We start from the raw sequence: 246 nt of genomic DNA, 5'->3' as shown, positions 1-246 counted from the left end.
AATTTAGAATGAACGTTCATTCTAACGTTTAACGTCAAGTTAAAAGGTAATTTAATATGCAGCGGTCCCGCATCGCGCTATTGGTATTTTCGGCCCTCGTTGGTTCTGTCGTTTTAACTGGTTGTGATCAGGCTGCTGAGCAACCTAAAGCTACTGCTTCTCAAGGCACTCCAGTAGGTGTAGTTACGATAAAAAGCCAAACACTTACACTTAAACAAGAATTACCAGGGCGTGTAAGTGCATATC

The 246-nt window shown here is 41.9% G+C and carries 1 pseudogene; it reads left to right on the top strand.

The annotated features are described in order from the left end of the window. Positions 1-56 precede the first annotated feature (56 nt). Positions 57-246 (top strand): annotated as a pseudogene (locus AAEY62_RS24080) (efflux transporter periplasmic adaptor subunit); the annotation flags it as partial.

It is taken from the genome of Pseudoalteromonas sp. GW168-MNA-CIBAN-0100, assembly GCF_040309225.1.
GTDB classification, from domain to species: Bacteria; Pseudomonadota; Gammaproteobacteria; order Enterobacterales; family Alteromonadaceae; genus Pseudoalteromonas; species Pseudoalteromonas arctica.
Note: the sequence above shows the minus strand (reverse complement) of the source record. Positions and strands in the feature narration are given on the sequence as shown.